This window comes from Ornithinibacillus liuyingii, assembly GCF_055550225.1.
In genome coordinates this window covers 104,152-130,430 of sequence record NZ_JBPWOS010000012.1, presented here as the reverse complement: position 1 = coordinate 130,430, position 26,279 = coordinate 104,152, and the positions used below count along the sequence as shown (strand labels likewise).

24 protein-coding genes, 2 riboswitches and 1 other annotated feature are annotated in these 26,279 nt (G+C 37.4%); of the genes, 10 read left to right on the top strand and 14 right to left on the bottom strand.

Annotation, left to right across the window (positions count from 1 at the left end; translation table 11 throughout):
* The first annotated feature begins 560 nt into the window (after positions 1-560).
* On the top strand, positions 561-1,322 hold the full coding sequence (locus tag ACSKT4_RS16150) for a hypothetical protein (protein ID WP_186870879.1): 762 nt from the start codon (positions 561-563) through the stop codon (positions 1,320-1,322).
* Between the two features lie 52 nt (positions 1,323-1,374).
* Here ACSKT4_RS16150 and leuS read toward each other — a convergent pair whose 3' ends face one another.
* Positions 1,375-3,786: a leucine--tRNA ligase gene (gene leuS, locus ACSKT4_RS16145; protein WP_186870880.1), complete on the bottom strand. Its 2,412-nt coding sequence runs from the start codon at positions 3,784-3,786 to the stop codon at positions 1,375-1,377.
* Between the two features lie 116 nt (positions 3,787-3,902).
* Positions 3,903-4,117 (bottom strand) — a binding site (T-box leader).
* 170 nt (positions 4,118-4,287) lie between these two features.
* Here leuS and mnmM point away from each other — a divergent pair.
* Both mnmM and ACSKT4_RS16135 read left to right on the top strand, forming a co-directional pair.
* Positions 4,288-4,845 (top strand): tRNA 5-(aminomethyl)-2-thiouridylate-methyltransferase MnmM, encoded by a 558-nt coding sequence (gene mnmM, locus ACSKT4_RS16140; protein WP_465823674.1) that lies wholly within the window; start codon positions 4,288-4,290, stop codon positions 4,843-4,845.
* Positions 4,846-4,862: 17 nt separating this feature from the next.
* Positions 4,863-5,393, top strand: coding sequence for a gamma carbonic anhydrase (locus ACSKT4_RS16135; RefSeq protein ID WP_186870882.1), 531 nt, complete (start codon positions 4,863-4,865; stop codon positions 5,391-5,393).
* A gap of 43 nt (positions 5,394-5,436) precedes the next feature.
* Here the strand turns inward: ACSKT4_RS16135 and metK are convergent, their stop codons facing one another.
* Entirely contained in the window at positions 5,437-6,633 is a 1,197-nt protein-coding gene (gene metK / locus ACSKT4_RS16130) for a methionine adenosyltransferase (RefSeq protein WP_186870883.1), read from the bottom strand.
* 121 nt (positions 6,634-6,754) lie between these two features.
* Positions 6,755-6,861, bottom strand: a riboswitch (SAM riboswitch).
* 194 nt (positions 6,862-7,055) lie between these two features.
* Between metK and pckA the strand changes: the two genes are divergently transcribed.
* The 4 genes from pckA to ACSKT4_RS16110 all read left to right on the top strand — a co-directional run bounded on the left by pckA (position 7,056) and on the right by ACSKT4_RS16110 (position 11,753).
* Positions 7,056-8,642, top strand: a complete 1,587-nt coding sequence (gene pckA, locus ACSKT4_RS16125) for a phosphoenolpyruvate carboxykinase (ATP) (RefSeq protein WP_186870884.1) — start codon at positions 7,056-7,058, stop codon at positions 8,640-8,642.
* Between the two features lie 497 nt (positions 8,643-9,139).
* Positions 9,140-10,132 carry an ABC transporter substrate-binding protein gene (locus tag ACSKT4_RS16120; protein WP_186870885.1) on the top strand — a complete coding sequence of 331 codons (993 nt, stop codon included), beginning with the start codon at positions 9,140-9,142 and terminating at the stop codon, positions 10,130-10,132.
* An 11-nt stretch (positions 10,133-10,143) separates the two neighbouring features.
* On the top strand, positions 10,144-10,920 hold the full coding sequence (locus tag ACSKT4_RS16115) for an ABC transporter ATP-binding protein (protein ID WP_186870886.1): 777 nt from the start codon (positions 10,144-10,146) through the stop codon (positions 10,918-10,920).
* Positions 10,921-10,946: 26 nt separating this feature from the next.
* The gene (locus ACSKT4_RS16110; RefSeq protein WP_186870887.1) at positions 10,947-11,753 is read left to right on the top strand and encodes an ABC transporter permease; all 807 of its coding nucleotides are present in this window, start codon (positions 10,947-10,949) and stop codon (positions 11,751-11,753) included.
* Between the two features lie 270 nt (positions 11,754-12,023).
* Here the strand turns inward: ACSKT4_RS16110 and ACSKT4_RS16105 are convergent, their stop codons facing one another.
* The 10 genes from ACSKT4_RS16105 to ACSKT4_RS16060 form a co-directional block, all read right to left on the bottom strand.
* A complete protein-coding gene (locus ACSKT4_RS16105; protein WP_366481259.1) occupies positions 12,024-12,779 on the bottom strand; it encodes a phosphotransferase family protein in 756 nt (251 codons plus the stop codon).
* A gap of 184 nt (positions 12,780-12,963) precedes the next feature.
* Positions 12,964-13,521: a DinB family protein gene (locus ACSKT4_RS16100; protein ID WP_465823673.1), complete on the bottom strand. Its 558-nt coding sequence runs from the start codon at positions 13,519-13,521 to the stop codon at positions 12,964-12,966.
* Between the two features lie 121 nt (positions 13,522-13,642).
* Positions 13,643-14,107: an RNA deprotection pyrophosphohydrolase gene (ytkD, locus tag ACSKT4_RS16095; protein WP_186870890.1), complete on the bottom strand. Its 465-nt coding sequence runs from the start codon at positions 14,105-14,107 to the stop codon at positions 13,643-13,645.
* Positions 14,108-14,131: 24 nt separating this feature from the next.
* Complete coding sequence (locus ACSKT4_RS16090) at positions 14,132-14,635, bottom strand: hypothetical protein (RefSeq protein ID WP_186870891.1); 504 nt, start codon at positions 14,633-14,635, stop codon at positions 14,132-14,134.
* 104 nt (positions 14,636-14,739) lie between these two features.
* The gene (locus tag ACSKT4_RS16085; protein ID WP_186870892.1) at positions 14,740-15,060 is read right to left on the bottom strand and encodes a hydrolase; all 321 of its coding nucleotides are present in this window, start codon (positions 15,058-15,060) and stop codon (positions 14,740-14,742) included.
* Between the two features lie 68 nt (positions 15,061-15,128).
* Positions 15,129-16,577, bottom strand: a complete 1,449-nt coding sequence (locus ACSKT4_RS16080; protein ID WP_186870893.1) for an o-succinylbenzoate--CoA ligase — start codon at positions 16,575-16,577, stop codon at positions 15,129-15,131.
* Positions 16,578-16,686: 109 nt separating this feature from the next.
* Positions 16,687-17,505, bottom strand: coding sequence for a 1,4-dihydroxy-2-naphthoyl-CoA synthase (gene menB / locus ACSKT4_RS16075; RefSeq protein WP_186870894.1), 819 nt, complete (start codon positions 17,503-17,505; stop codon positions 16,687-16,689).
* Between the two features lie 85 nt (positions 17,506-17,590).
* Entirely contained in the window at positions 17,591-18,400 is an 810-nt protein-coding gene (menH, locus tag ACSKT4_RS16070; RefSeq protein ID WP_186870895.1) for a 2-succinyl-6-hydroxy-2,4-cyclohexadiene-1-carboxylate synthase, read from the bottom strand.
* Positions 18,397-20,142: a 2-succinyl-5-enolpyruvyl-6-hydroxy-3-cyclohexene-1-carboxylic-acid synthase gene (gene menD / locus ACSKT4_RS16065; protein ID WP_186870896.1), complete on the bottom strand. Its 1,746-nt coding sequence runs from the start codon at positions 20,140-20,142 to the stop codon at positions 18,397-18,399. Before menD ends, menH begins: the two co-directional genes overlap by 4 nt.
* Positions 20,143-20,147: 5 nt before the next feature.
* The gene (locus ACSKT4_RS16060) at positions 20,148-21,524 is read right to left on the bottom strand and encodes an isochorismate synthase (protein ID WP_186870897.1); all 1,377 of its coding nucleotides are present in this window, start codon (positions 21,522-21,524) and stop codon (positions 20,148-20,150) included.
* A gap of 286 nt (positions 21,525-21,810) precedes the next feature.
* Between ACSKT4_RS16060 and ACSKT4_RS16055 the strand changes: the two genes are divergently transcribed.
* Both ACSKT4_RS16055 and ACSKT4_RS16050 read left to right on the top strand, forming a co-directional pair.
* The gene (locus ACSKT4_RS16055) at positions 21,811-22,743 is read left to right on the top strand and encodes a 1,4-dihydroxy-2-naphthoate polyprenyltransferase (RefSeq protein ID WP_186870898.1); all 933 of its coding nucleotides are present in this window, start codon (positions 21,811-21,813) and stop codon (positions 22,741-22,743) included.
* Positions 22,744-22,779: 36 nt separating this feature from the next.
* A complete protein-coding gene (locus tag ACSKT4_RS16050; protein ID WP_186870899.1) occupies positions 22,780-23,166 on the top strand; it encodes a PaaI family thioesterase in 387 nt (128 codons plus the stop codon).
* Between the two features lie 24 nt (positions 23,167-23,190).
* Here the strand turns inward: ACSKT4_RS16050 and ACSKT4_RS16045 are convergent, their stop codons facing one another.
* Positions 23,191-23,775 carry an ECF transporter S component gene (locus tag ACSKT4_RS16045; RefSeq protein ID WP_186870900.1) on the bottom strand — a complete coding sequence of 195 codons (585 nt, stop codon included), beginning with the start codon at positions 23,773-23,775 and terminating at the stop codon, positions 23,191-23,193.
* A 157-nt stretch (positions 23,776-23,932) separates the two neighbouring features.
* Positions 23,933-24,076, bottom strand: a riboswitch (FMN riboswitch).
* Between the two features lie 191 nt (positions 24,077-24,267).
* Positions 24,268-25,323, bottom strand: coding sequence for a M20/M25/M40 family metallo-hydrolase (locus ACSKT4_RS16040; RefSeq protein ID WP_186870901.1), 1,056 nt, complete (start codon positions 25,321-25,323; stop codon positions 24,268-24,270).
* 134 nt (positions 25,324-25,457) lie between these two features.
* On the opposite strand from ACSKT4_RS16040, the gene ACSKT4_RS16035 reads away from it, so the two are divergent.
* A complete protein-coding gene (locus ACSKT4_RS16035) occupies positions 25,458-26,015 on the top strand; it encodes a thioredoxin family protein (protein ID WP_186870902.1) in 558 nt (185 codons plus the stop codon).
* The last annotated feature ends 264 nt before the right edge of the window (positions 26,016-26,279 follow it).

The window sequence follows — 26,279 nt, the reverse complement described above, 5'->3', positions numbered from 1 at the left end:
CAAGATCAAACTCTCCAAAAAAGTTTGTCTATGATTGACACCAATCAATCATAGGTAAATTCTTAGCAAAGAAGCTGCTAGCTTCTGTAATTCTTTACATAGAAAAAACAGGGTATGTTTCTTCTTGACATACTGGTTGTTTTGTTCAGTTTTCAAGGAGCAAAATCTTTATTGCCATCTCTTAGCGACAACTTTTATATCATATCACGCTATCAAGATTATGTCAACTAGTTTTTTAGAAAAACTTTAATGGCTTCATCTAAGCGGTAAGTAATACTATATCACCAGCATCAGATTATGTCAACTAGTTTTTTTAATATTTCTTCCATGTTTATATCATTAAAAGACATGACATTATTTCTTAACAGTAAATTACATATTACACCCCTTTAGAATACTAGTCAATATTAAATCGAAGAATCATATTACCATATTTTAGTAACATAGAATAACCAAATTTATTATATTCAACTACCCCCCATTAAGTTCCATCGTATAGCATTTGACTATTTTACAAACGCTATCCTTACCTACCAAATAAAATGATGAAGGAGTGACCCATGAAAAAGTTAGCCTATCCACTATTAGTATTCGTAATCTTGTTCATCTTGGGAGCTTATTCCATAAATGCAGCAGAATATGATACAAAATCAGAACTCCACGTGATTAAGACTTATGAAGAAGATGTAACAGGTAATGGTTTAAAGGAAGTAATCGAATTAAAGGGTATTTTATTTTCACCTGATTCGAATTATTACCGAGACATTGTAGCAGTTATTACATCAAGTGAGAATCATGTTTGGGAAATCCCGTACATGGGAGGGTATAATCCAACCCTTAAGTTTATTGATTTAAACCATGACAAGGTAAATAATATCTTTTTTCAAAGTTCCACCGGAGGAAGTGGTGGATTGTACCAGTACCATCTGCATACCTTAATTCAAAACAAACTAACAGAATTACCACTACCAGAACAACCTTTTGTAAAAGGAGGATTCCTCGATAGCTTTAAAGTAGAGATAACCATTTCACCTAACACGAAACCAACTATTGTAAATGTACAGGATAGAAAAGAAGAGTATATACGCCTAGGCATCTATAGTGAAGAAGGAAAAGTTATAAAGAAAACTTCTACAATGGTTGATCCAATAGCTTTTTTCGAGCCTAAATTTATTAGTAAAAGCAAAGGCTATGGATTAAAAAGTTATCAACAAGTAAGTGGTGCAAATCATGCTGACCAGTTAGGAACTGTTGAGTCATTGTGGTACTACGATAGAGATAAATGGATTTTACTTCAAACAAAATGGATGCCAAGTAATTAATAGATACAATAAAGGCTCCTAATAGAGAATATCCTGTTAGGAGCCTTTCACATTAATTTGCTACTATATTAACTAATTTCCCTGGTACTACAACAACTTTTCTAATTGTCTTTCCAGCAATCCATTCTTGAATCCCTTCATCTTCTAACGCCAATTTCTCTAGTTCATCTTTAGAGATATCTTTAGCCACTTGAAGTTTAGAACGAACTTTACCCATGACTTGAACAACAATTTCCACTTCATCTTCAACCAATTTAGATTCATCATAAGTCGGCCAAGCTTCATAACTAATTGTTCCTTCATGACCTAGGCGACTCCAAAGCTCTTCGGCAAGGTGAGGTGCTACTGGAGATAGTAGTTTGACAAATCCTTCTACATATTCTTTAGGAAGCTTCTCAGATTTATATCCCTCATTAATAAATACCATCATTTGAGAAATACCAGTATTGAAATGTAGATTCTCAAAATCTTCGGTAACCTTTTTAACTGTTTCATGGTATACCTTTTCTAGTTCTGGACCAGTACCGTCAACAATTTTACTAGAAAGACCGCCATTATCATCAATAAATAGACGCCATACACGATCTAGGAAACGACGCGCTCCATCAAGTCCATTGGTAGACCATGCGACTGAGGCTTCTAGCGGTCCCATGAACATTTCATAAAGGCGAAGGGTATCTGCGCCATGAGATGAAATAATATCATCTGGATTTACTACATTCCCTTTTGATTTACTCATTTTCTCATTACCTTCACCAAGAATCATCCCTTGGTTGAAGAGCTTCATAAATGGTTCTTTAGTTGGAACGACACCGATATCGTATAGGAATTTATGCCAAAAACGTGCATATAGCAAGTGAAGTACCGCGTGCTCTGCTCCACCGATATAAATATCCACTGGCAGCCATTTTTTAAGTAGTTCAGGATCTGCTAGTTTTTCACTATTATTTGGATCAATGTAGCGTAGGAAATACCAGCAGCTCCCAGCCCATTGTGGCATTGTATTTGTCTCACGACGACCTTTTTTACCTGTCACAGGGTCGACCACATTCACCCAGTCACTATTAGCAAGTGGCGATTCCCCAGTCCCAGATGGTTTTATTTCCGTCATAACAGGAAGCTCTAGAGGCAATTCCTCTTCTGGAACGGTAGTTATTGTTCCATCTTCCCAATGAATAACTGGAATTGGTTCACCCCAATAACGTTGTCTAGAGAATAACCAATCACGAAGGCGGTATGTTACTTTCTTTTCCCCTACCCTCTTCTCTTCAAGCCATTCAATCATTTTAGAAATTGCTTCTTCTTTATTTAGATCATTTAGAAAATCTGAGTTTACGTGCTTTCCATCTCCTGTATAGGCTTCCTTCGAAATATCGCCACCTGCTACTACTTCTCTAATCGGTAACTTAAATTTAGTAGCAAATTCGTAATCTCGTTCATCATGTGCAGGAACAGCCATGATTGCACCAGTACCATAGGACATTAGCACATAATCTGCGATCCAAATAGGCATTTTCTCTTGATTCACAGGATTAATAGCATATGCACCACTAAATACACCAGTTTTATCCTTTGCTAAATCTGTTCTTTCAAGGTCCGACTTCGTTTGAACATTCTCCAAATATTGTTGAACTGCTTGTTCTTGATCAGGAGAAGTAATTTTCGCTACTAGTGGGTGTTCTGGTGCAAGAACAGCATAGGTTGCGCCAAACAACGTATCAGGTCTTGTAGTAAACACTGTAAATGTCCCGTCATGTCCTTCTATATGAAACGTTACTTCTGCACCTTCCGAGCGACCAATCCAATTACGTTGCATGTCTTTAATGCTTTCTGGCCAATCCACCTCATCTAAATCTTCTAGAAGTCTATCGGCATATGCTGTAATTTTCAACATCCATTGTTTCATTGGCTTACGAATTACGGGGTGTCCACCACGTTCACTTTTCCCATCAATAACCTCTTCATTAGCAAGAACGGTCCCAAGAGCCGGACACCAATTCACTGCTACTTCATCGATATAAGCCAGACCTTTTTCATAAAGTTTTGTAAAGATCCATTGAGTCCACTTGTAATAATAAGGGTCTGTTGTACTAATTTCTCGATCCCAATCATAAGAGAAACCAAGTTCTTGAATCTGTCTTTTGAAGGTATTGATATTCTGTTGTGTAAATTCTGCTGGGCTATTTCCGGTATCTAGTGCATATTGTTCAGCAGGAAGCCCGAATGCATCCCACCCCATTGGATGAAGAACCTCGTAGCCTTGCATACGCTTCATTCGAGAAATAATGTCTGTAGCAGTGTATCCTTCTGGATGACCAACGTGAAGGCCCGCTCCAGATGGATATGGGAACATGTCTAATGCATAAAATTTCTTCTTGTCTGTATTCGTGTTCGTCTTAAAAGTTTTGTTCTCTAGCCAATATTTCTGCCATTTCTTTTCAATTTCATGATGATGAAAACTCATTACTTTTCCTCCTTTTATTGTGGGTTTTTCGTACTTTCCTTCAGTTACTATCTTAGAAAATGCAAATACAACATCATCTAATAAACCGAAAAAATAAAAAAAGCCCCTCATCCCTATAAAGGGACGAGAAGCTGTATTTCCCGCGGTACCACCCAAATTAACGAATTCATTCGTTCACTCGTATCCTTAACGCGGATTAACGGCAGGAACTACTTGGGTTCACTCCTGCAGCATTAAAGGCGAGTTCGCAACTTCTCAGGGACAATTCACACCAACCATTGTCTCTCTTAGCCTGAGTACCATTACTACTACTCCTTCGCATCGCATTTCCATATTTACATAAAATTTTAATGAATACTATTAGCTTTGTCAAGATATTCCTTTTTTATTATAGTATTAGATGAACTATTACAAACTAATTACATGGCATATAAGTTTTTAAAAGTGTTTTTACGTGCTATTCTAAACACAGACTCAATTTATGCATAAGGGGACCCGAGGATGAAAAGCATTTTAAACTACTCACATCATTTATTAGAAGAAATCATTTCTCCTGGAGAGACCGTTATTGATGCAACATGTGGTAACGGAAATGATACATTATTTTTAAGTAAGCTAGTAGGAGACACCGGAGAAGTTATTGCCTTAGATATTCAAGAACAAGCTATTGATAATACCGATCGATTATTAATGGAGCACAACTGCTCCAATGTATCACTTGTATTAGACAGTCATGAGAATATTGGCGATTATTTATTTCATGATATTGAAATAGGTGGTGCTATCTTTAACTTAGGCTACTTACCGAAAAGTGATAAGTCTATCATTACAAAAGGGGAGTCCACCGTAAAAGCTATTGATACCATATTAAAGTACCTTAAAAAAAATGGTCGAATTATTTTAGTAGTATACTATGGACACGAAGGCGGGCAAGATGAAAAAAATACGATATTAAAGCACGTCATTTCCCTGAATCAAAAACAATATAGTGTACTGCAATATGGATTTATTAATCAAAAGAATAATCCACCATTTATCATAGCAATACAGAAAAAATAGTCAAGGAGGGATATTGAGTGATTCATCATTATCAAAATATCGCACCTAAGATACATCCGACCGTTTTTATTGCAAAAGACGCAGTAGTAATTGGAGATGTCACAATTGAAGAAGAAACTAGTATTTGGTTTAAAACTGTTATCCGAGGAGACGTTGCTCCAACTAGAATCGGTAAACGAGTTAGTATTCAAGATTTATCTATGCTACATCAAAGTCCTAATAATCCTCTTATCATTGAAGATGATGTTACTGTAGGACACCAAGTTACCCTTCATTCTTCTATTATACGAAAAAATGCTTTAATCGGTATGGGGTCGATTATCTTAGACGGGGCAGAAATTGGGGAACATGCTTTTGTTGGTGCGGGAAGTCTAATTCCACCTGGCAAAAAAATTCCACCTCATACATTAGTTATGGGACGCCCTGCCAAAGTAGTTCGCGAATTAACGGACACGGATTATCAAGAGATGGAACGAGTTCGCAAATCCTATGTCGAAAAAGGACATTATTATAAGTACCATACTGATTTAGGGCTTGATTTTTCCTAATAGCAAAGGCTTAGAACACTGGGTTCTAAGCCTTTTAAATACATTATTTAACTTGTGCTAATAACGCGTCTACTTTATCGGTTTTTTCCCAAGGAAATTCTACATCTGTTCTACCGAAATGACCATATGCTGCAGTTTGCTTATAGATAGGTCTTTGTAAATCTAGCATGCGGATAATTCCAGCTGGACGTAAATCAAATATATCGCGAACAGCATTAACTAATACCTCTTCGCTTACTACTCCGGTACCAAACGTATTAATGGAAATGGAAACCGGTTCTGCAACACCGATTGCATATGCAAGCTGAACTTCACATGAATCAGCTAATTTAGCAGCTACAATATTTTTCGCCACATAACGAGCAGCATAAGCAGCTGAACGGTCTACTTTTGTAGGATCCTTCCCACTAAAAGCACCCCCACCATGGCGTGCATAGCCACCATACGTATCGACAATTATTTTTCTACCAGTTAAACCTGCATCCCCTTGTGGACCTCCAATAACGAATCTTCCAGTCGGGTTAATAAAGTATTTCGTTTCATCATCTAATAATTCTGCAGGTACTACTGGCTTAATGACGTGCTCGATCAAGTCTTTTTCAATCTGTTCTAAAGTAACACTTTGTGAATGCTGTGTAGAAATGACAATCGTATCAACTCTTACTGGATGATCCTCTTCATCATATTCAATGGTTACTTGTGTTTTTCCATCTGGACGAAGATAAGCTAGCGTACTGTCTTTTCTAACATCACTTAGCCGTTTAGAAAGTTGATGCGCTAAAGAAATTGGTAACGGCATTAATTCTTTTGTTTCGTTACAAGCAAAACCAAACATCAATCCTTGGTCTCCTGCTCCGATTGCATCAATTTCACTCTCTGTCATTTTTCCAAGACGTGCTTCTAACGCTTGGTTTACCCCGCTTGCGATATCTGGTGATTGCTCATCAATAGCAGTTAGAACTGCACAAGTATCAGCATCAAATCCATATTTCGCACGAGTGTAACCGATATCTTTAACGGTTTGTCTAACAACCTGTGGGATATCAACATAGGTAGATGTGGTAATCTCTCCAGCAACAAGTACTAATCCTGTTGTTACGGTCGTTTCACACGCAACCCTAGCTAGCGGGTCCTTTTTTAAAATTTCATCTAAAATTGCATCGGAAATTTGGTCACATATTTTATCTGGGTGACCTTCTGTTACTGACTCAGAAGTAAATAATCGACGATTCTTAGCCATTTGGCTAAATCCTCCCTCTATTTCTTTGTTACGGAACTCAAATATCTATCAGATAGTATATCCTTAATCAATAAAAAAAGCCTTTCCTTCTTACATGAGGAAAGGGTTTACTAGCCTTTCGCTCTTATTGTTCAAGGAATTTTCCTTGCTTCAGGTTAGCACCTTTTCACAAATGTGATGGTTGCCGGGTTTCATCGGGTCTGTCCCTCCACCAACTCTGAATAAGAGAGTATCCGCTCTATTGTAGATTAACTGAAGCAATTGTCCTATGTCAACTGTATAATACACTGTCACGTAATTTTAATAAAATAATACAATAAAAACAACGAATAGTATGGACTATTAATTTAAATGTGTTATACTAATAATTAATTTCAGGAAATAAATGTATTGAATCTCATAAATAAAGGTAGGTAATTTTAATGAATACAGTAATGAAAACCTCATTATTGGAAGAACTTCTGTCCCAGCAAACTACAAAGAAAAACTTATCTGTTGCTAGATTAGTTGAAAAAGTCCTTTCACGAAATGAAGGGGTCTTATCAAATACAGGAGCTGTGCTCGCTACTACCGGTAAATATACTGGCCGTTCCCCAGAGGATAAGTTCATTGTAAAGGATTCCATATCCGAAAGTAAAGTAGACTGGGGTACTGTAAATCAACCTATTGAAGAAAAAGTATTTGAATCCTTATATACAAAAGTAATGGAGCACCTAAAGCAAAAAGATGAAGTTTTTGTATTTAATGGATTTGCTGGAGCTGATCACAACTATCAATTACCAATTCAAGTAATCAACGAATTTGCTTGGCATAATTTATTTGCGAAACAATTATTCATTCGTCCAACAGAGGAGCAATTAGCAAATCATCAAGCAGAATTTACTGTAATCTCTGCCCCAACCTTTAAGGCTGATCCGAGTATTGATGGTACTAACTCAGAGGCATTTATCATTGTATCGTTCAAGCACAAAGTCATCTTAATCGGTGGAACAGAGTATGCAGGTGAAATCAAAAAGTCCATCTTCTCTATCATGAACTTTTTATTACCAGAGCAAAACATATTATCCATGCACTGCTCAGCAAACGTAGGTAATGAGGGGGATGTTGCTTTATTCTTCGGTTTATCTGGAACTGGAAAAACAACATTATCAGCTGATCCTTACCGCAAGCTAATCGGTGATGATGAGCATGCCTGGAGTTCTAGTGGTGTGTTTAATATAGAAGGTGGCTGTTATGCAAAGTGTATCAACCTATCGGAAGAAAAGGAACCACAAATATACAACGCCATTAAGTTTGGTTCTGTATTAGAGAATGTAGTATTAGATGAAGAAACACGTATCCCTAATTTCGATAATACTTCCTTAACAGAAAATACTAGAGCTGCATATCCATTAGAACATATAGATAATATTGTAAATCCAAGCATTGCAGGACATCCGAATACCATTGTATTCCTAACTGCTGATGCATCTGGTACGTTACCACCTATTAGTAAACTAACAAAAGAACAAGCAATGTATCATTTCTTAAGTGGGTATACTAGTAAACTAGCTGGAACAGAACGTGGTGTAACAGAACCGCAAGCAACATTTTCAGCCTGCTTTGGAGCACCTTTCCTTCCATTATCGCCTGCAACATATGCAACGATGCTAGGTGAAAAAATTGATTTATATAATACAAATGTATTCCTAATTAATACTGGATGGACTGGTGGATCCTATGGTGTAGGAAATCGAATTAGGCTCTCTTATACTCGTGCAATGGTTCATGCTGCATTAGAAGGAGAACTAAATAACGTCGAAACAATTAAAGATGAAATCTTTGGCTTGGAAATCCCTGCTCATGTTGCTGGTGTTCCTGATGAACTACTTATTCCAAGAAATACATGGGAAGACAAAGAGGCATATGACGAAACAGCAAGAAATCTGGCTAAGAAGTTCCATGATAATTTCAAAAAATTTACTCATGTTAGCCCAGAAATCGCTGCAGCAGGACCTAATTTTAAATAACACTATCCTGTCCTCATCCCAAGAGGGTTTATATACTATATTCTTATACAGGCAGGAAAGACTTTTTGCCTACTCTAAAACCGACCTTACTTTTAGAGGTCGGTTTTCTACTTAGTTGATGATTCCCCCCTACTCCCGCGCGCGAGGTTCCTTCTGTCGCGCGAGTTCTTCTTATTGCCGCGCGAAATTTCTTATAGTTCGCGCGATTTTTCCCCTTTCTCGCGCGAAACTTACTCCAGCCTCGCGCGAAGTCTACTCCGACGACTAGGAGCGAGAATCACTCCTCTCGCGTCAAAACCCTCCCTGCAAGACGTAAAATATAACATATAAAAACTAGGCATTCACACATTTTTCATTCAAAGCATACTATGTGGTTGAAGTAATTTTGGTATTCTCATACTCTACTTGAGAACGACTATTCAAACTTTATTACAAATCGGGAAGATATACTTTCCTTTTTGCATAAAAAATTTTCGAAATGGAAAGGGTCGTAAAGAATGAGAAAAATGAAAATTTTTGGGGTTATATTATGTTTTACACTTCTTTTCCTTTCTGCTTGTGGTTCTAATGAAAATACAACTATTAAATTAGGAGAGGTTACCCGCTCTCTCTTCTATGCACCTCAATATGTAGCAATTGAGAAAGGATTCTTTGAAGAGGAAGGATTAGATGTAGAGCTTCAAACACTTTGGGGTGGAGATAAAACGATGACAGGCTTATTATCAGATGGAATTGATGTTGCATTAGTAGGATCAGAAACATCGATCTATGTTTATGCGCAAGATTCCAATGATTACGCAGTTAACTTTGCTCAGCTTACCCAAACAGATGGGACATTCTTAGTAGCAAAAGAAGCACATTCTGATTTTAAATGGGAAGATTTAAAGGGTTCTAATTTTCTTGGACAACGTAAAGGTGGAATGCCGCAGATGGTTGGCGAATTTGTACTAAAGCAGCACGGAATAGATCCACATAACGATTTAAGCTTACACCAGAATATTGATTTTGCGAATATTCCAGGTGCCTTCCTATCAGGAGACTATGAATATGTACAGCTATTTGAACCAACTGCCAGTGTTATGGAAAAAGAAGGAAATGGCCATGTCATCGCTTCCTTTGGTGAAGAATCGGGTCATGTACCATACACTGTTTTTATGGCTAAGCAGAGTTATCTAGTAGATAACAAAGAAAACATTGAAAAATTCACTAGAGCGATATATAAAGCACAACAATGGGTACAGGAAACAGATTCTGCAGAAATTGCTGAGACTATTCAATCCTATTTTGAAGATGTAGATTTAGATATATTAACTTCCTCGATTGAGCGCTATAAGAGCCAAGGATCGTTCGCAACAGACCCAATCTTAGATGAGGAAGAATGGAATAACTTAACGAACATCATAGAAGAGGCAGGGGAAATACCAGATGGCGAGATTTCTTATGAAGAGCTAGTAAATACAGAGATTGCAGAGGAAGTCATCAATCAATAAGGAGGGAAAACATGTCCTTTCTAACCTTAGAAAATGTCACCCACCACTATTTCACAAAAAATGATTATACCAAAGCATTGGACGACATTTCTTTTTCAGTAAAAGAGGGAGAGTTTATCTCCTTACTAGGGCCAAGTGGCTGTGGTAAATCAACGATTCTTTCTATCGTTTCAGGGATATTGAAACATACGTCAGGTAAAGTCCTTTTAAATAATAAAGCAATTGATGAATCTGAATTAGCTATTGGTTATATGTTACAGCAAGATTATTTATTTCCTTGGAAAACGATTTTAGATAACGTATTAATCGGTCCGACCATTCAGAGAAAGGCAAATGAATACGTAAAAGAAAAAGCAATCGAGCTTTTACATGAGGTTGGTTTAAATAATGTGGAAAATCAATACCCCTCATCCCTTTCTGGTGGAATGAGGCAGCGCGTTGCACTCGTCAGAACATTAATTACGGATCCAAAAATTCTACTATTAGACGAACCCTTTTCAGCTCTAGATTTCCAAACGAAGCTAAAATTAGAAGACCTTGTTTACAAACTGTTACACGCCTACCATAAGACAGCAATATTAGTAACCCACGATATCGGGGAAGCGATTGCGATGAGTGATCGCATAATCGTTATGAGTGCAAATCCAGGTAAAATAGCTAAAAGCTTTGAAGTACCAATAGAACTTCGAAATGAATTGCCATTTTTAGTTCGTAGACACCCTAAGTACCAATCTATATTCGATAAAGTTTGGGAGGAGTTAAACAAAAATGAAACGAAAACCGTTTAACCCTTCGATAGAAAGGGGATATCACCATGTCCCATCATGAAGACCAGCAATTATTTGAAACGCATAAGCAAAAACTCATACGTGAGAAACGGATTGTATTCATTTGGCAAGCTCTTATTTTAATTGGATTTTTTGGCCTTTGGGAGCTTGCTAGTAGAATGAGATGGATTGACCCGTTATTATTCAGCTCACCAACTAGAGTATTCAATCTATTAGTCGAAAAATTCTCAGATGGCTCGATGATTTCTCATACGTATGTCACATTATTTGAAACGTTACTAGGCTTTATGATTGGTACAATACTCGGTATTATACTCGCATCATTGTTATGGTCTTCTACCCGATTTTCAAAAATTATGGATCCTTATTTAGTAATTTTAAATGCAATGCCTAAAGTCGCCTTAGGGCCAATCATTATTGTCGCTTTAGGACCAGGTTATGTATCGATTATTGCCATGGGAGCTATCATTTCCGTTATTATTACAACAATTGTTGTCTACACAGGATTTAGAGAAGTTGATCCAAACTATGAGAAGGTACTAAAAAGCTTCGGTGCAACCCGCTGGCAATGCTTTAAATCAGCTGTATTTCCAGCAAATCTCCCTGTCATGATTTCAACGTTAAAAGTAAATGTCGGGTTATCTTGGGTCGGGGTTATCGTAGGAGAGTTTCTTGTTTCCAAAGAAGGATTAGGCTATTTGATTGTATATGGCTTCCAGGTCTTTGACTTTACTTTAGTTATGGCAGCATTAATTCTAATTGCTATCTTTGCTGCAATCATGTATAAGGTCGTTGAAAGAATGGAACGTTGGTTGATTAAGCATACGACATAGTAGAAATATTTTATAAAATAACGTTTCTCCTAATAAGTCTCAGCATCTCTTTATTTATGGGAATGACTACTTGAACTAAACATCTCCCATCCGATGGCTGGTGAGACTCCTCGCTTATTAAGGTGAGGTCTCACCGAAGCTATCTCCAATAAGGGTACGTATATTTTCTCGGTTGAATTGTACAATTCACTATATGCAGTACATTTAACTATGAGCTAATCTTTTTAAATAAGCCTTTCAACGTTCTCGAGTTACCTGGACTATTATAGTTTACGTACAATAGTCTTGAACAATCTGTAATAATCTACTCGAATCTTCTGTCGGTACAAATTCTGCTAATCTCGCTCCCGCTATAATCGGGGCCCATTCTAATATATCTTCTTTGCTGATGCCGCTTTTTTCAGTATAAAGATTTAAATATTCCTCAGCAATTTCTGGGTAATGCTGTGCGTAAAGTAGATAAGTACGGTAGACATCCGCACGAACATCGCCAACACTAGCATCCACCCAATCTATAATTGCAACATGACGACCCGTCTGAATAAGATTAAAGACATGTAAATCCCCGTGACACAATCTATTTTCAAAAGTGATTTGATTCATTTTTTCGATAAGACACGCTTTTTGCTTTTCATTTAACTTCTCAGCAAATTCGATTTGGCGCTTTAATTTTAACGTCATTGGTTCTATGGAGTCTGTTTTAACTAAGTGTATCTTCCGTTGTATATCAACTGCTATATTCAAATAATACCTAGCCTCATGTATATTATCTAACATTAGCTCCCCTAATGTAGAGCCATTTACATACTCCATTATAATGGCTGGGTTCCCATCTAATGAAGTAACTTCTATGATCTTAGGTACCGGTAATCCACTAGAATATGCGACTTCTTGATTAGCCGCTTCATATCTCGCTTCACTTTTCGGAAAGTACGCATGAAAGACTTTAACTACTTGATTATTTCGTAAATAAATCGTAGCGGTATTACCTTCTGCAATCTTGGTAAGCTGTTCGATCTTCCTCACTCCTCTAATAATGATACTTCTATCTTTATTGGTACACATTATGTTGGAACGAAAACATTTTGTTATACAATTATCCAACATATTCACCTATGTACAATTCAATGAAAGCTTCATCTTGAACAGAATTATACTATACTCCGGTTTCTCTTGTGCCACTTTTTTTCACTCTTACTTCTCACTTCATCTAGTAAGATTTGCTGTCTCTTATATACTCTTCCGTTAAACTAAAGTGATGTTGTTCATGAATTGCCAGTAAATGAACACTTTGAATAACGTTTGGATAATATGCAACTGGATCTGGAAAGCGAATGAGACCTGCTACTGGTTCCTCTAATTCGGCTACTAAATTCTTAAATTTTTTCGTCTCGTTTACAAGTAACTGTTGAATATCGAGAAGCGTGTATGTTTGATTAAGATTCTTTGGTGGTGTTAATACACAAGGGGCTTTCATAGGACCTTTTTTCTTCTGATTATATTCCACATAAATATTATGTATCGAAGTTTGATAGTGGTGATGTTTACGTATTCTAGCAATCGGTTTTGCAAGGGGAAAATAAATGGTGGAAAACCTTCTAACTAACCTCACCATTAGATATAAATGATATAACGTTTCTCCAACCGACCATTTATCTGGTAAAGGACGATTCCATAATCCAATATGAGACTTAGAAACCAATTGATAAAGAACCGCTCTTTGCTTTTCTACTAGATTAAAGTAGTTTTCTATGTAAGTACTTTTCAAAAATCACACACACCTTTTCGGTTTTTTCAATTATATACTAACAAAACAGGCACGAATAGTCATACTTTTCAAGCAAAAAACACCTCCCATGCAGGAGGTGTCGTACAGCTATTAGAATTTATCAATTCCTGGAAATTCTCTTTAAACAATACGTTAAAACATCATCCTTCATAATAAAGCTATATTTCTTATTTGTTTTCACTTTTTTAGGAATTTCCGATAGGAGGACAGGGCCTTCTGTTTCATAATAGGTATCTTGCTCTACTAAGGTATCAACTTCAGCATAATAAACATTCTTAATCACATGCTCCGCTTTTCCTGCAACATGGTATTGTCCAACATACTGTAGTTGCTTTATAATTCCCCCAGTCTCTTCCATTACCTCTCGATATGCCGCTTCTTCAGCACTTTCTCCTTCTTCTACCTTTCCACCTGGAAACTCCAAGCCTCGGTCCTTATGTTTGGTTAATAGCCATTTACCCTCAAAACGGCAAATGACCCATACATGCTTTGGTTCCTTCGAAAAGGGGTGATCAAGAAAAGACAATCGTATCTCATTATGATAAAAATCTCGAAATGTTAACATATGTCAGCTACCTTTTACTATTCATCATAGATGTGTTATTTTTGTGATTTTCCATTCTTGGTCTAGATACGTAAACTCTAATTCAATTCCGTATTCACCGTAAAATTCGGATTGATTGTCCTGCTTAACCAAGAACGTGTTCTTATCTAATTGTACCACATCGTATGCATTCTGTTTATCGAACCATGGTGGTGTTTCTGTTGGAACAAGATATAATGCCCCATTTTCTTCATAAAAATAGTAATCGACATATCCTTTCACAACATTTTCCGTCGTAATATGCTTAAAAGCATCCACAATAGATTGCTTATCAGGATATTCTAGTACCCGATAATTCTCACCCGTTTCTTGTACAAGTGTATGCATAAACAGATCGGTCAATTGAACAATGTCATCATGTTTAATCGCTTTCGCTTGTTTCGCATTCTGTTGGCTAACTGGTACTGCTTGATTATTTGTAGTAGACACGGTTGATAGAACAAGGGCAATACCGATACTAATTCCAATAGCTACGAATCGTATTCTCATCACATATCCTCCGACTAGTTTCTCTAGTATTACTATTCCCGATAATCTACTGATACTAAACAAAGAAAAAGGAATAAGATAGTATATCCTATTCCTAACTTTGTTTACATATGTTTTTCATCCAATATTCCGATACTTTCAATATGTTTTTTGGTTGTATGATCACCAAGATCATGTAACAATTGATATGCCTCCACCATTTCCGAATCATAGCTATCATTTGATTTATCATTATGATAGGGCATTATTGGTACATGTGCTCTCCAGAAACTATTATAGGAAGCATCATGCATATTGGCTAACTTAGCACGTAGTATTGCAACCTCTTCATCTGTAGCATAAATCGTGAAACTATCGTTATTATGGTACTTTATCTGTGATATTTCACCACTACCTATTTCCACATAATATTTCTTTTTCTCCATTCACACCCACCTCCTGTTTTTTAATCTGTCTTAAAAGAGGAAAAGCATGTATCGAGAATAGAGATATTTTATAGTAAATCTAATAATTGATTTCGAACTAATTTATTGGAAGCATTTCGTGGTAGTCGTTCGACAAAGTGAATTTCTTTCGGTAGTTTATATTTGGCTAAATGCTTTTTAGCATAGCCCAATATAGCTTCTTCACTAACTTCATGCTTGTCTGATACAACAAAGGCGATTGGTACCTGTCCCCAATAGTCATCTGGTTTACCAGTCACTCCCACTTCTCGTATGCCATCATATGCAGACAAAACACTCTCAATTTCAGATGGATAGATATTTTCCCCTCCGGAAATAATTAAATCTTTTCTCCGATCTACTACATATAGAAAACCTTCTTCATCTAGGTAACCTAAGTCACCTGTAGAAAGCCAGCCATCTTGGAAACTCTTCTCATTTGCGTCTGGGTTATTGTAATAACCCTTGGTTACCATTGGCCCCTTTACATATATCTCCCCAATTTCCATAGGAATTCCTGTATCAATTCTGATTTGTGCAGGAAATAAGGCCTTTCCAGCTGATCCAATTTTCCGAAACGCATCCTTTGGACTCAATGTTACGATTTGGGATGAAGTTTCTGTCATACCGAATGACTGAAAGACTGGGATGTTTCGGTTGGTTGCTTTTTCTAATAATGGAACAGGAGCTGGTCCACCCCCTAATAGCATACAGCGAAAATGACTAGGAAATGGTCGATCCCCTTGTACATGCATAATCCGTTGTACCATTACTGTGACCACAGAAGCTATCGTTACACCATGATGATAAATCGCGTCAAGAACTACTTGTTCATGAAACTTCTCAACCAAATATACCGGCATTCCATAAATAACACTCTTAAAGAAAATAGATAATCCGCCAACATGAAAAAACGGAAGAACAGCTAGCCATTTATCTTTTTCTGATAACCCCAGATTTAATGCAGAGCCAATTGCGCTCCACCAGTGATTACCATACGTATGAATAACACCTTTTGGAAATCCTGTCGTTCCCGACGTATAGATGATGGTGAATGGATCATCAAGGTTAATTTCAGTAACAAGCGTAATATTTAATGGGTTCTCCCTTTCTAATGCAGTAAATCCTATTAATTGATTTACGTTTAATTGGTTAGCCTTTTCCAATAAGTCATCTTGACTAATGACTGTCTTAATCTTGGCATCGTTTACTTGATAATTTAACTCTTCCTTAGTTAATCGTGTATTTAATAATACAGCGACGGCTCCTAAGTAGCTTAGGGCATGTACTAGCCGTATCATTGTTGGGTTATTATTGGATAAAATGCCTACATGGCTTCCTTTTTCAATTCCATAATTGGCTATTTTTTTTGCTAATTCCTTACTTTGCTGCATTAATTCATAGAATGTAATCACTGAACCGTCGACCATTTCGATAGCGGGTCGATTGGGTGAAAGGGTTGCCTGCTTGGTAAGCCAGTGCGGCATAATTTCCGCCATAAAATCACCTCTTGAAAGAAGAACCTTTGCCATATAGCAAAGGTTCTTCTATGCTTCATTGCTTATTATCCATCGTTACTTGCAAACTAATGTACCATCCTCCACTTTATTAAGGGAAACGTGGGAATTGATCGAAGTCTGGTTTTCTTTTTTCTTTGAATGCATCTCGACCCTCTTTTGCTTCATCTGTTGTATAGTAAAGAAGGGTTGCATCCCCAGCAAATTGCTGTAAACCAGCTAAGCCATCTGTAGCAGCATTAAATGATGCTTTTAAGAAACGTAGTGCTGTTGGTGACTTCTCAAGAATTTCTTCACACCACTGTAAAGTCTCTTCTTCTAATTTCTCTAAAGGTACTACTTTATTTACTAATCCCATTTCATATGCTTCTTCTGCATTGTATTGGCGACATAGGTACCAAATTTCACGAGCTCGCTTTTGGCCGACCATTTCTGCCAATAATCCGGCACCATAACCAGCATCAAAGCTTCCTACTTTTGGTCCAGTTTGTCCAAATTTAGCATTATCTGCCGCAATTGTTAAGTCACACACAATGTGAAGAACATGTCCACCACCAATAGCGTAACCAGCAACCATTGCAATAACAGGCTTTGGAATTGTGCGGATTAAACGCTGTAAGTCAAGAACGTTTAAGCGAGGGATTTGATCTTCTCCTACATATCCACCATGTCCACGAACAGACTGGTCACCGCCAGAACAAAATGCTAAGTCTCCTGCTCCAGTAAGAATAATTACACCTACAGATGAATCATCACGTGCATCGGCAAATGCATCAATCATTTCATTTACCGTTAGTGGCGTAAAGGCATTACGCTTTTCTGGCCGGTTAATGGTGATTTTGGCAACACCATTATATTTTTCATAAATTATTTCTTCGTAATCACGAGCTTTTTCCCATTGTACAGCCATGATACTCCTCCTTAAAATACTATGTAATAAAGTTAAAAACCATCATGTAACGAATGAATTTTTCTTATGCAGATGTATAAGTTAGCTATTCTATCTTATCTGCTAAAATAAACTCCTTTACTATTGTACCAAAAATAAAGGGTTCTTCCACATGAATTGCATGTCCAACTTTTTTCACAATCCGCATTTCGCTATTAGGTAAGTATTCACACATCTTCTGGTTAATCCGTATAAACTTATCATCTAGCTCCCCAACTATCAATAGTACAGGTTTTTGAAAGGTAGCTAAATTCGTCCACCAGCTCGGTTGACTTCCAGTTCCCATTCCTCTTAGCGATAACGCTAAACCTTCCTTAGACTGTCCAAGTCTTTCCTGTCGAATCGCCTCTTTGACCTTAGGAGGTAGCGCTTTTTGTGATTGAAATAAAGGTATGTTTTCCCAAAAATCAACAAAAGCTCTTACACCTTCTCGCTCGATTTTCTGTACCAGATTCTCATCGTTCGCCTTCCGGTTGTTGCGATCTTCTTCCGACGAAAGACCAGGTGAGGCACTCTCTAGAATGAGTGATGTTAGCTGCTCTGGATAAAACATCGAATACGATAATGCTGTTCGCCCTCCCATCGAATACCCCAATAAGTGGAATTGCTGTATACCGATTTCATTTAATAGTACATGAATGTCATGACAGCACTGCTCCATTGAGGTGATGGATGGTGTTAAAGTTTGTCCATGGCCGGGTAAATCAATCACAATAATTTTAAACTGGTGCTGATACGTTTCTATAAATTGGTTCCAGGTATTTGTACTACCAGTAAATCCATGCAATAGTACAATAGCCTCCCCCTCCCCGTATACTTCATACCAATAACTAGCATCTCTTATTCGTACTCTCACTCCATCACCGTCTTCAGAATTTCATGCTCAATTCCACTCCACAGTTTTTTATGCCAATGAAAATTATCTGTTCTATCCGTTTTCACTTCTACAACCGATAATCCTTTCTCTTTATAGCTAGACTGTAATGCTTCTTTTAGTTCCATAGCAGTTGTAGGATTATAATAGGAACCCCCATACATATCTATAGCCTTTTGAAATTCAATATGTAATGGCGTACCAAACAATGCCTCAAAATGCTTTTCATTAGACGCCTGTGGCAAAAATGAGAAGATACCTCCACCATTATTATTTACGACTAAAATGGTTATATTGAGATTATAATGTTTAGCTGTTAATAAGCCGTTCATATCATGATAGAAGGATAGATCGCCTAATAATAAGGTGACGGGTTGTCCTGAGGCTGCTGCTCCAACTCCACTAGACACCATTCCATCGATACCATTTGCCCCTCGATTCGCTAAAAGCGTGAGTTTTTTCTTACTTGTCATTAAGAATGTATCAACATCACGAATCGCCATACTATTCCCTACGTATAAACTGCTATTATCCGGGATTATCTCCACAAGCGTCTTGACTGCTTCACCCTCGGTTAGTGATCCATCCGCTACCTTTGCTATATGCTTTTTCACAACCTCATTCATCTGCTTCCATTGTGCTAACCACTCATTATCTTCAGCAATAATCGTGGGAGCTTCTTCTAGAAGATCTGAACAGAACGAAACTGAATCCGCAAGAATAAATTCAGTTGGATTCCCTACTGGTTCTCTGTAACCTTCATGATGTTCTACCACGTATTGATTAACATCGATATGGTCTTTTACATAAAAAAGGTATGCTTTGGAAACAGGCATTGCTCCAAAACGGAGAATATAATCTGGCTTTAATGCATTCCTTACTTTCTCATTACGTAAAAATGCATCATATCCTTCGATTATATTATTAGTAGCATGTTCACCTGTCCTTACTTGTGAAAGCGGGTCCGCTATAATTGGTAATCCAAACGATTCAGCAAGGAGAGATACTGCTTCTGCTAATTCTTCCTTAACTTGGGGACCACAGACAATCACCCCTTTTTTAAAGGAGGATAATTTGGCTGCAAATTGTTTCATAAAGCTGTCAGACAGCCGCTTTTGTCCCTCGTGCCATATCGTATACGGCTCCTGTAAAGGTTCACCCCAGAGATTTTCTAATGAAAAGTCAGGAATTAATGGCTCACGGAATGGGAAATTCAAATGAACTGGACCTGCATTACCTGTTAATGCTTCATTTGCCGCTCGAGCTGCTCTTGTCCTAGCATACTGTAGCATAGAAGGAATTGATTCTGGTAGTGCCATTTCATGGAAACTCTTAACATAATCGCCAAACAGTTTGATTTGATCAATTGCTTGTGGAGCACCAACATCTCGCAGTTCATGTGGCCTGTCAGCAGTTAATGCTAGTAATGGAACCCTGCTTTGATGTGCTTCCACTATGGCTGGAAAATAATTAGCTGCAGCTGTTCCTGATGAACAAACAAGTGCCACTGGACGTTTCGTTTGCTTTGCTAATCCTAGTCCAAAATAGGCCGCAGAGCGTTCATCCAGTACAATCCATTCTTTAATTTCTGGGTGTTCTGCAAAGGTCATCGCAAGCGGTGTTGATCGTGATCCAGGAGAAATAACGACGTCGGTTAAACCACTTTTAGAAAGCTCATCTACAAAGTTAGCTATATATCTAGTTAAGTTTTCAATATGATTCATGTATGTTACCCTCCTAGGACATTCAGCATCGGTAAAAATTTAATACCTGTTTCTTCCAATTCAGCTTCCGGATCCGACTCTTTTACTACACCACAACCCGCAAATAAAGAAGCCTTGTCTCCTTTAAGAAGACCGGAACGTATAGCAACCGCAAATTCTCCATTTTGATTACTATCCACCCAGCCAATAGGCGCTCCATACCATCCTCGATCTAGTAACTCATGCTCTCGAATGAACTGTAGAGCTGCTTCTCGAGGCTCTCCTCCTAAGGCAGGTGTAGGGTGTAATTTTTCAACCACATCAAAGACACTATTTCCTTCTTTAAAGATCCCTTTAACCGGTGTATATAAATGCTGCAAATTTTTTAGTTTATATAGTACTGGTTTATCTGGGACTTGCATTTCCTTACAAAATTCCTTTAATGATTTTTTAATCATTTGAACTACAAAATCATGCTCTTCACGATTTTTTGGATCATACAGCAGCTGCTCCCCAATCGCTTGGTCCTCTTCATCTGTCTTACCTCGAGGTGCTGTTCCAGCCAAACAAGTAGACAATAACGCATCCTTCTCCACTTTCACTAATCGCTCTGGTGTGGCACCTATAAAACAGTCACCCGCTTTTTCAAAGGCAAAGATGTAACTTGTCGGTTGCGATACAATTAGGTCCTGTATGACTGTAGTAACATGAATAGGCTCTTTAAATTCTAGCTTTAGCTCTCGAGCTAATACTACTTTATTAGCATGACCAGAGGATATAAATTCCGTACCTTTACGAACAGTCTGTTTCCAATTGGTCCGATTTACTTCTTCTTTCGAGACAAGACTTGGTTTACACAATCCATCCCCTCGATAGGACGTGAGGAACCTTTCTTTTTCACCTAGCTGCTTTGCAATTACTTCAGGATTATCTTCTCCATTGACATATACCGTTATAGTTAAATAAACACTGTCTTCTTTCTCCATTAATAGGAAAGTTGGAATACACAGTTCGTTGGTCGCAAATTTATCCCATAAAACGGTTCTCGGCTTTAATGGATCAAAATCCATTCCGCCGATTGCAGTTATACCTGTTCCTGGTACGTGATAAGGATTATTAATAATGGCCATTTGTACCAAAGCATCCCATTTCTCCTTCAATTGATGGGAATGATTTGCTTGAATTGCATATGCAGTCCCAATTCCGACTAGTGTAAACTTATCTAATGTACTTTTCCAGAAAGAACGATCCATATGTAAATTTGTACCCGCTTCAAAAAAATGAAGGGGATCAATATATTTTATTCTCTTTGTGAAACTTACTAGTCTTGATTCAGAGGGAAGCAAGTCTTGTATTACTTTTCTTAAAGTAGATTCAATTGTTTCCTCTTTAACCTCTATCATTTGATTGCCCTCCGTTAGTACGTAATAGTCCCATTTTATTCTATTCCTTTTTTTCTCGTTTCTCAAGAAATCAAGTGCCAAACTACTATATTGGTTCTGAAAGGTAGTAGATGGATTACTTCCATATTATATTGTGACACTTTATTCGATAAGACTTTTCCTTTATTGTTATCCGATTAGACCACATTCACTACTTATTTCTATTATAAGACTCTTAACTTCGTTGACACTCCCTCGCTTTTTGCCTAAACTTATAGTGATATTGAAAGATAAGGGGATTACAATTATGGCAACCAACAAAGATCATATCAAGAAAGCCTTAAATGAGCGTGATGGCTTTCAGGTATGGTGGAGACTACTTAGACCACACACATTAACAGCTTCTTTCGTACCTGTATTTATCGGTACAATGATTGCATTAAATACAGATGGTATTCAAATTCCAGTATTTCTAGCAATGTTATTAGCCTCTATCTTAATTCAGGCTGCTACTAATATGTTTAATGAGTACTATGATTATGTTCGGGGATTAGACTCCGAAGAATCAGTTGGTATTGGTGGTACTATTGTCCGTGACGGAATTCATCCAAAAACTGTACTACGCTTAGCTTTAGTATTTTATGGTATTGCACTTTTATTAGGAATTTATATTTGTATGGTATCGAGCTGGTGGATTGCTGTTATTGGTCTTGTTTGTATGCTATTCGGCTATCTATATACAGGTGGGCCGCTACCAATTTCGACTACACCGTTTGGAGAGTTGTTTTCTGGACTATTAATGGGTACCGTAATTATTGGAATCAGTTACTTCATTCAAACTGGAGAAATAAATAGTCTTGTTATTTTTATCTCCTTTCCAGTCGCTATCTTTATTGGCTGTATTATGCTAGCTAATAATATTCGTGATTTAGATGGGGATGAAAAAGGAGGACGTAAAACACTTGCCATTCTACTAGGTCGAAAGAATGCAGTGCGCTTTTTAGGATTACTATTTTTTGTTGCATTTTATTTTACCGCATATTTAATTATCGTAGGATTTTTACCTTTATGGTCACTCCTAACCTTAATCGCTGTTATACCTACGATTAAAGTATTGAAAGGATTTAAAGGGAAAACAGAGCCTCTAGAAATGATGCCTGCTATGCAGTTAACTGCTAAGACAAATACGATATACGGGTTCTTACTAGGTTTATCTTTATTAATACATTATTTCATCTAAGAACTACTTAAAATTAAGATAAGGGGGAGAGTTCAGATGGAATTAACGAATACATTAATGGAGTCACTTGGCATTGAAACAGTGTCGATGGAGAAGGAACTAGTCGTCATGACGATGCCAGTCGATAAACGAACACATCAGCCATTAGGTTTTCTTCATGGAGGGGCTAGTGTTGCACTAGCGGAATCTGCAGCAAGCCTAGGGGCGTGTTTACATGTTGACTTGGAGAAATATCATGTATTTGGTATTGAAATAAATGCCAACCATGTTAAAAGTAAGCGTGACGGAATCGTAACGGCAAAAGCAAAACCCTTACATGTAGGTAGATCCTATATGGTATGGGAGGTTAATATTGTTGATGAAGAAGAAAATTTAATCTGTGTATCTAGATGTACGGTAGGAGTAGTACCAAAGAAAGGCTGATCCAAGAGGATCAGCCTTTTTAGATTATGCAAATTTAGCTTGTTGTTGTTCTATCCAACGTCGCATTTTAATAAATACGGGCACAAATAATGCACCGATAATAATTCCTTTTATTACATTGAACGGTAGGATACCAACTAACACCATACCTAACTTCACAGAATGGGTCATCTCTCCCCACCCCATCATTAATCCATACACCGGTAAAAGTATAAAGTAATTAAACACACTTAAACCAATCGCCATAATAATAGTTCCTGTAATTAAGCCAGATACAACGCTCTTTACATTTTTAAACTTATGATAAAGAATACCAATCGGTAATACGAGTAACACACCTGCTAAAAAGTTAGCTGTGACTCCTACAATTTCTCCCCCACCTATTGCTAGGTATAATACATTTTTTATCGCAACAACGATTACTCCTGCAAGTGGCGAGAAGATAAGGGATGCCATAATAGCTGGCACATCACTAAAATCAATCTTTAAATAACTTGGTAATAGCGGAAGTGGGAAATTAAGAAAGAATAATAATAAGGACACCGCTCCAAGTAAGGATAAAATAATAAGTCTTGCTAAGTTGGATGATTGCATCGTTGTTTTTTGCATCATCAATACCTCCTTCATCTAGTTATCGATTCCAATCGTGATGAAGGATAGCCTAATCCTAAATATTAAAAACCCTAAAGCCAGACCTAATCGGGGCTTTAGGGTTCATCATAATCAATAGGAAATAAAGGCACATAAACTGTACCATGATTCGGCTCGACCTCTTCTCCCATCCAGACTTTAACTGTCGGTCCTGGATTTTCACCAGGTCAACCATTTAAAAAAACACAAACGGCTCACGGACTTAGAACATTTGTTCATTACCGTCGGTCGGGAATTACACCCTGCCCCGAAGTGGAATCGATATGAAATTTATATAACCATATTAACGTAACAGTGGCAAATTGGCAACACTTCTGCTTCAATTAACTCGTTCTATTTTACGGTAATTAATAATAGCAGTCTAAATGGTCACGTAAAACCATCAGACTGCTATAAGAGTATATCATATTCCTAGGTGAGCATCCTTCAAAGCAAGTGGCCTAGATTAACTTAATCTAGAGGGTTTAAACTTTCTTCACCGGTTAAATCCGCAATCATCTCTACTAATAATGCAATTTCCTGATCCATATCTTGTAGACTTGCTGTTTCTACTGGTGAATGCATGTACCTGAGTGGTAAGGATACTAATGATACTGGTACACCCTTACCAGTATAACGCATCTTGTCTGCATCTGTTCCAGTATGACGAGGTGTTAATTCATATTGAACATCCATCTTTAGCTTTTTAGCTGCCCTTTCTAATAATTCGTTCATTTTACGGTTTATCGGGGCTCCTTTTGCTAATACTGGCCCTTTTTCTAGGCGAATATCCCCATATTTATTCGTATTGACACCAGGATAGTCTGTAGCAAATGTCACATCACATGCAATAGCCATCGTTGGTTCTATTCCTGCTGCAGCGAAATATGCACCACCCATATTAGTTTCCTCATTTACAGTGCTTGCAGCATATACTCCAACCTGACATCCTTTTTTCTTTAGTTGTCTTAACACTTCTGCCACAATAAAAGCACCAGTTCGATTATCTAAGCCTCTTCCAGAAACATAGCGATCCATTAGAATTTCAGGTTCGGTTTTATAAACAACTAAATCCCCTATTTGGACTAATTGCTCCGCTTCCTCTTTTGTGCTGAAGCCACAATCGATGAATAAATCCCCTAAGCCAAAATCGCTTTTCAATCCGCCATGGTGTTGAGCATTCACTCCTATAACTCCTGTCACCGTTTTACCGTAGCCTAATACTGTCGTCTTCATACCAACAGCTGCATTGGGATTAATCCCTCCCATTTTATCAAAATGTAAAAAACCATTTTCATCAATGCGATTAATAACTAAAGCTATTTCATCACAATGACCAGCTAACAAGACTTTAAAAGGCGCGTCCGGATTCAAGACTCCAATAACATTGCCAGCATTATCTGTCAACACTTCATCTGCAAATGACTGATAATAATCACGCATCTTCCGTTGAATTACCACTTCATCACTAGATGGTGATGGTGTTTTTAATAATTCTAGTAAAAATTCTTGGTTCGTTTTTTCCAAACCTATCTCAACTCCTCTTCTATGTATCGATACTACAATCATAACAAAATTGTCCGATGTCGAGCACTTTTATTTACGGAAACGATCAATTATTATTAAAATCGAATTATCAAAAAGAAATTGGAGGTCGTTATATGAGCTTAAATAATTGGTTTAATAAAGCCATCCCTCATCAAGAATATATCGATACAATGGAATCACATAAGGAAAATCTTCTACATATCTATAAAAGGTTTACACTACCTGAGGACGAAGAATTCTTTTCAACTTTAACGAATCAACACCTTCGTGTAATTGTAATTACCGAGGATTGGTGCGGGGATGCTATGTTAAATACCCCTATACTACTTCATTTAGCAGAGAAGACTAATATGGAGGTACGTATGATTCTGAGAGACCAAAATCTTGAATTAATGGATCAATATTTAACGAATGGAAAATCTCGTTCTATCCCTATTTTCATCTTTATCGATGAGTCTGGAAATGAGGTGGCTAAATGGGGCCCACGTGCAGAATCTGTCCAACAATTTGTGAATACTATTCGCACAGAGCTTCCAGATAAAGAAGCGGCTGAATTTAAAGAAAAGTTTAATGAAATGATTCAAACAATGACACAACAATTCGTATCAGACGAAAAAATATGGAACGAAGTGTATAAAAGCTTGAAAAATAAGTTAGCTAATTTATCGTAAGAATGAAACGAAACTTGTTTTTGAAAAAGCCGAATGATTTGCTAAGTTTTTCTGATATATATGTAAACTCCAAGGTGTGTAATCCCCACGTGGATTTTCACTATTCTTCTAGTTTGTATAGAAAGTGTGATGTTTTAACACAAATATGTCTATACGGAACGGAACCATTGGTATATTTTCAGAATGTGCCTGGATGTACAATCATTCGCTTTTTCTTTACTCCAAACATTATTCTCCCATTTCTTTTCTCTATAGTTCTCCAAA